Source organism: uncultured Thiodictyon sp. (assembly GCA_903837595.1).
In the GTDB taxonomy this organism is placed as follows: Bacteria; Pseudomonadota; Gammaproteobacteria; order Chromatiales; family Chromatiaceae; genus Thiodictyon.
In genome coordinates, this window is sequence record CAILVI010000005.1 from 1 (window position 1) to 4243 (window position 4243).

7 protein-coding genes are annotated in these 4243 nt (G+C 62.4%); all 7 read right to left on the bottom strand.

Annotated features, from left to right (window positions below):
* Positions 1-72: 72 nt before the first annotated feature.
* Positions 73-351 (bottom strand): 30S ribosomal protein S19, encoded by a 279-nt coding sequence (gene rpsS / locus QZY44_RS00230; protein WP_295386821.1) that lies wholly within the window; start codon positions 349-351, stop codon positions 73-75.
* Between the two features lie 31 nt (positions 352-382).
* A complete protein-coding gene (gene rplB / locus QZY44_RS00235) occupies positions 383-1210 on the bottom strand; it encodes a 50S ribosomal protein L2 (RefSeq protein WP_295386824.1) in 828 nt (275 codons plus the stop codon).
* Positions 1211-1270: 60 nt separating this feature from the next.
* A complete protein-coding gene (rplW, locus tag QZY44_RS00240; protein ID WP_295440583.1) occupies positions 1271-1582 on the bottom strand; it encodes a 50S ribosomal protein L23 in 312 nt (103 codons plus the stop codon).
* Positions 1579-2193: a 50S ribosomal protein L4 gene (gene rplD / locus QZY44_RS00245; RefSeq protein ID WP_295440585.1), complete on the bottom strand. Its 615-nt coding sequence runs from the start codon at positions 2191-2193 to the stop codon at positions 1579-1581. Before rplD ends, rplW begins: the two co-directional genes overlap by 4 nt.
* 2 nt (positions 2194-2195) lie before the next feature.
* Entirely contained in the window at positions 2196-2849 is a 654-nt protein-coding gene (gene rplC / locus QZY44_RS00250) for a 50S ribosomal protein L3 (protein ID WP_295440587.1), read from the bottom strand.
* 10 nt (positions 2850-2859) lie between these two features.
* Positions 2860-3171 (bottom strand): 30S ribosomal protein S10, encoded by a 312-nt coding sequence (gene rpsJ / locus QZY44_RS00255; RefSeq protein WP_100921353.1) that lies wholly within the window; start codon positions 3169-3171, stop codon positions 2860-2862.
* A 4-nt stretch (positions 3172-3175) separates the two neighbouring features.
* On the bottom strand, positions 3176-4243 hold a 1068-nt coding region (gene tuf, locus QZY44_RS00260; RefSeq protein WP_295440589.1), incomplete at its 5' end, for an elongation factor Tu.

The window sequence follows — 4243 nt, forward strand, 5'->3', positions numbered from 1 at the left end:
CCAGCCGCGCCTTTTGCGCGGATATTCGGGCGTATTTCAATTTTGCTTCGGCTCGCATCTCAGTCACTCCGGCTACTTCTTCTTCGCCTTCTTGTCGGCGGCGTGACCCCGGTAGGTCCGGGTGAGCGCGAATTCGCCGAGCTTGTGGCCGATCATGTTTTCGTTGACGAGCACGGGAATGTGCAAACGTCCGTTGTGGACCGCGATGGTCAAACCCACCATCTCCGGCAACACCATCGAGCGGCGTGACCAGGTCTTGATGGGGCGCTTACTGTTTTGCGCGACCGCCTCTGCGACCTTTTTCGCCAAATGATGGTCGATAAAGGGTCCCTTTCTAACTGAACGTGGCACTTATGCAACCTCGTCTTGCTTAACTGCGGGTTTACTTACGGCCGCGACGGCGCACAATCATGCCGTCCGTCCGCTTGTTCTTACGCGTCTTGTAGCCCTTCGTCGGGACACCCCAAGGGGTTACCGGATGACGGCCACCAGAGGTACGACCTTCACCACCGCCATGGGGGTGATCGACCGGGTTCATCACGACACCACGGACCGTCGGGCGGACACCGCGCCAACGGGTTGCACCGGCCTTGCCGAGCTTGCGGAGATTATTCTCCGCGTTGCCCACCTCACCGATCGCCGCGCGGCAATCGGTATGAACCTTGCGCATCTCGCCACTGCGCAGACGCAGCGTCGCATACTCGCCCTCACGGGCCACCAACTGGGCGGAGGCGCCGGCCGAGCGGGCCAACTGCGCACCCTTGCCGGGCCGCATCTCGATGCAGTGCACCTGGGCACCGATCGGGACATAGCGCAGGGGCATGCAATTACCGACGCTGATCGGGGAGCCTTCCCCGGACTGCACCTTGCTGCCGGTCTTCAGGCCCTTGGCCGCGATGATGTAGCGACGCTCACCGTCGGCATACTTCAGCAGTGCCAGGTGGGCACTGCGGTTAGGATCATATTCCAACCGCTCAACAACGGCGGGAACGCCGTCCTTGTTGCGCTTGAAGTCGACGATCCGGTAATGCTGCTTATGGCCACCGCCCTGATGACGCACGGTAATGCGGCCCAGGTTGTTGCGACCGCCGTGGCGGGTCTGCTTCTCCACCAACGGGTGGTAAGGAGCGCCCTTGTGCAGGTCCGGTGACACCACCCTGACGACGAAACGGCGTCCGGGAGAGGTCGGTTTGGACGTTACGATTGGCATGTTCGTCTATCCGCTAAGTCCGGGTGTGATCCGGGTTTGATCCGCTGAGTAGGGCCGGGCTCAGGCGCCGACGCCGAAATCGATCGTGTGGCCAGGCTTGAGCCGCACATAGGCCTTGCGCCAGTCCTGACGCTGGCCGATGCGCTTGCCCACGCGCTTCTCTTTACCCTTGACGTTCAGCACCTGGACGCCAGCCACCTCGACCTCGAACATCAGTGCGACGGCGCGACCGATCTCGCGCTTATGGGCATCACTGACGACGCGGAAGGCGTACTGACCGGACTCACCGATCAGGGTAGTCTTTTCCGACTGCAGGGGTCCGAGCAGAACCTTCATCAGCCGTTCTTTGTTTTGGCCGGCATTAAGATTCATGACAGGCGCTCCTCCAGCTTGCGGATGGCCGCTTGGGTCGCCACCACGGTCTCAAAGGCCATCAGACTCACCGGGTCCACTTCCTGGGCGGACATCACGTCCACCCCGGGGAGATTACGGGCGGCCAGATAAAGATTTTCTTCCAGCTCGTCGGTGATGATCAGACAATCGCTGACCCCCAACCCTTTCAGATGCCCGAGCAGTTCCTTGGTCTTGGGCGCCTGCACCGCAAACTCATTGACCACAATCAGACGCTCGGCACGTGCCAGCTCCGACAGGATCGAGCACACGGCACCGCGGTACATCTTGCGGTTGACCTTTTGGGTGTAATCCCGCGGACGGGCCGCGAAGGTCACACCGCCGTGGCGCCACAGAGGGCCGCGGGAGGTACCGGCGCGGGCGCGCCCGGTGCCCTTCTGGCGCCAGGGCTTTTGCCCGCCGCCAGAGACTTCGGCACGGGTCTTCTGCTTCTTGGTGCCGGAGCGGCCCCCGGCCATATAGGCCGTGACGACCTGATGAATCAGCCCGGTCTTCAGTTCGGCGCCGAAGACGGCGTCCGAAACCTGGACACTGCTGGCACCGCCAGCGTCAGTGCGAATCGCGAGATCCATGACTATTTGCTCTTGTTCTTGTACTTCACGGACGGCACCACAACCAGGCGACCGCCGGTGGGACCGGGCACACCGCCCCGGATCAGCAGCAGGTTACGCTCAGCGTCGACCCGCACGACCTCCAGGCTCTGTTGGCAACGGGTCACGGCGCCCAAATGGCCGGCCATCTTCTTGCCTTTCCAGACCCGGCCCGGAGACTGGTTCTGACCGATGGAACCCGGTGCCCGGTGGGAGACCGAGTTGCCGTGGGTCGCGTCCTGGGTACGGAAGTGGTGTCGCTTCACGCCGCCGGCGAAGCCGGCACCCTTAGTCACGCCACGCACATCGACCATCTGCCCCGGCGCGAAGATCCCGACCGAGATCTCTTGCCCGACCTCAAAGTCGGCGCCCTCGTCACCTTCCAGGCGGAACTCACCCAGGCACTCCCCGGCCTCAACGCCGGCCTTCGCATAATGGCCAGCCATCGGCTTGGTCACACGCGACGCCCGGCGGGTACCGAAGGCAACCTGCACGGCACGGTAGCCGTCGGTGTCCGTTGTCTTTACCTGGCTCACCCGGTTCGGGGGGACCTCGACCACCGTCACCGGGATGTTTTCCCCGGCCTCGGTGAAGATGCGGGTCATGCCGGCCTTACGCCCGATCACTCCAATCGTCATGATTCCGCCCTCAGCTCAGCTTGATCTGGACGTCGACGCCCGCCGCCAGATCCAGTTTCATCAGCGCATCGACGGTTTTGTCGGTAGGATCGACAATGTCCATCAGACGCTTATGGGTGCGCAGCTCGTATTGGTCCCGTGCATCCTTATTGACGTGGGGGGAGACCAGCACAGTCCAGCGCTCCTTTTTGGAGGGCAGTGGGACGGGGCCGCGTACCTGGGCGCCGGTGCGCTTGGCGGTATCGACGATTTCGCGCGCCGACTGATCGATCAAACGGTGATCGAAAGCTTTCAGGCGTATGCGGATTCTTTGGTTATTCATTGATCTACTCGAGGATCTTGGCGACCACGCCGGCGCCGACGGTACGGCCACCCTCGCGGATGGCGAAACGCAGGCCCTCTTCCATGGCAATCGGGTTGATCAGCTTGATCACCATCTTCACGTTATCCCCCGGCATCACCATCTCAATGCCTTCCGGCAGGGTGCAGGCACCCGTGACGTCGGTGGTACGGAAGTAGAACTGCGGACGGTAACCATTGAAGAACGGGGTGTGACGCCCACCTTCTTCCTTGGACAGAATGTACACTTCAGCCTCGAAGTGGGTGTGCGGGTTGATGCTCTTGGGCTTGGCCAGGACCTGGCCGCGCTCCACATCCTCACGCTTGGTGCCGCGCAGCAACACGCCGATGTTATCACCGGCCTGCCCCTGATCGAGCAACTTGCGGAACATCTCCACACCGGTGCAGATGGTCTTGGTGGTGTTGTGGATGCCGACGATCTCGACCTCCTCACCCACCTTGACGATCCCGCGCTCAACGCGGCCGGTGACCACGGTGCCACGACCGGAGATCGAGAACACGTCCTCGATCGGCATCAGGAAGGCGCCGTCGATCGCACGCTCCGGCTGCGGGATGTAGGTATCGATCGCCTCCATCAGTCGATCGATGGATTGGGTACCGTATTCCGAATCCTGACCTTCCATTGCCAGCTTGGCCGAACCGATGACGATCGGGGTGTCGTCGCCGGGAAAGTCATAGCTGGACAGGAGCTCACGCACCTCCAGTTCGACCAACTCCAACAGTTCGGCATCGTCGACCATGTCGGCCTTGTTCATGTACACGACGATATAGGGCACACCGACCTGACGCGCCAGCAGGATGTGCTCGCGGGTCTGCGGCATGGGGCCGTCCGCCGCCGACACCACCAGGATGGCACCATCCATCTGGGCCGCGCCGGTGATCATGTTTTTCACATAGTCGGCGTGTCCCGGGCAGTCCACATGCGCATAGTGGCGCGCCTTGGTCTCGTATTCGACGTGCGCCGTGGCGATCGTGATGCCGCGCTCGCGCTCCTCAGGGGCGTTGTCGATCTGGTCATAGGCACGCGCCACGCC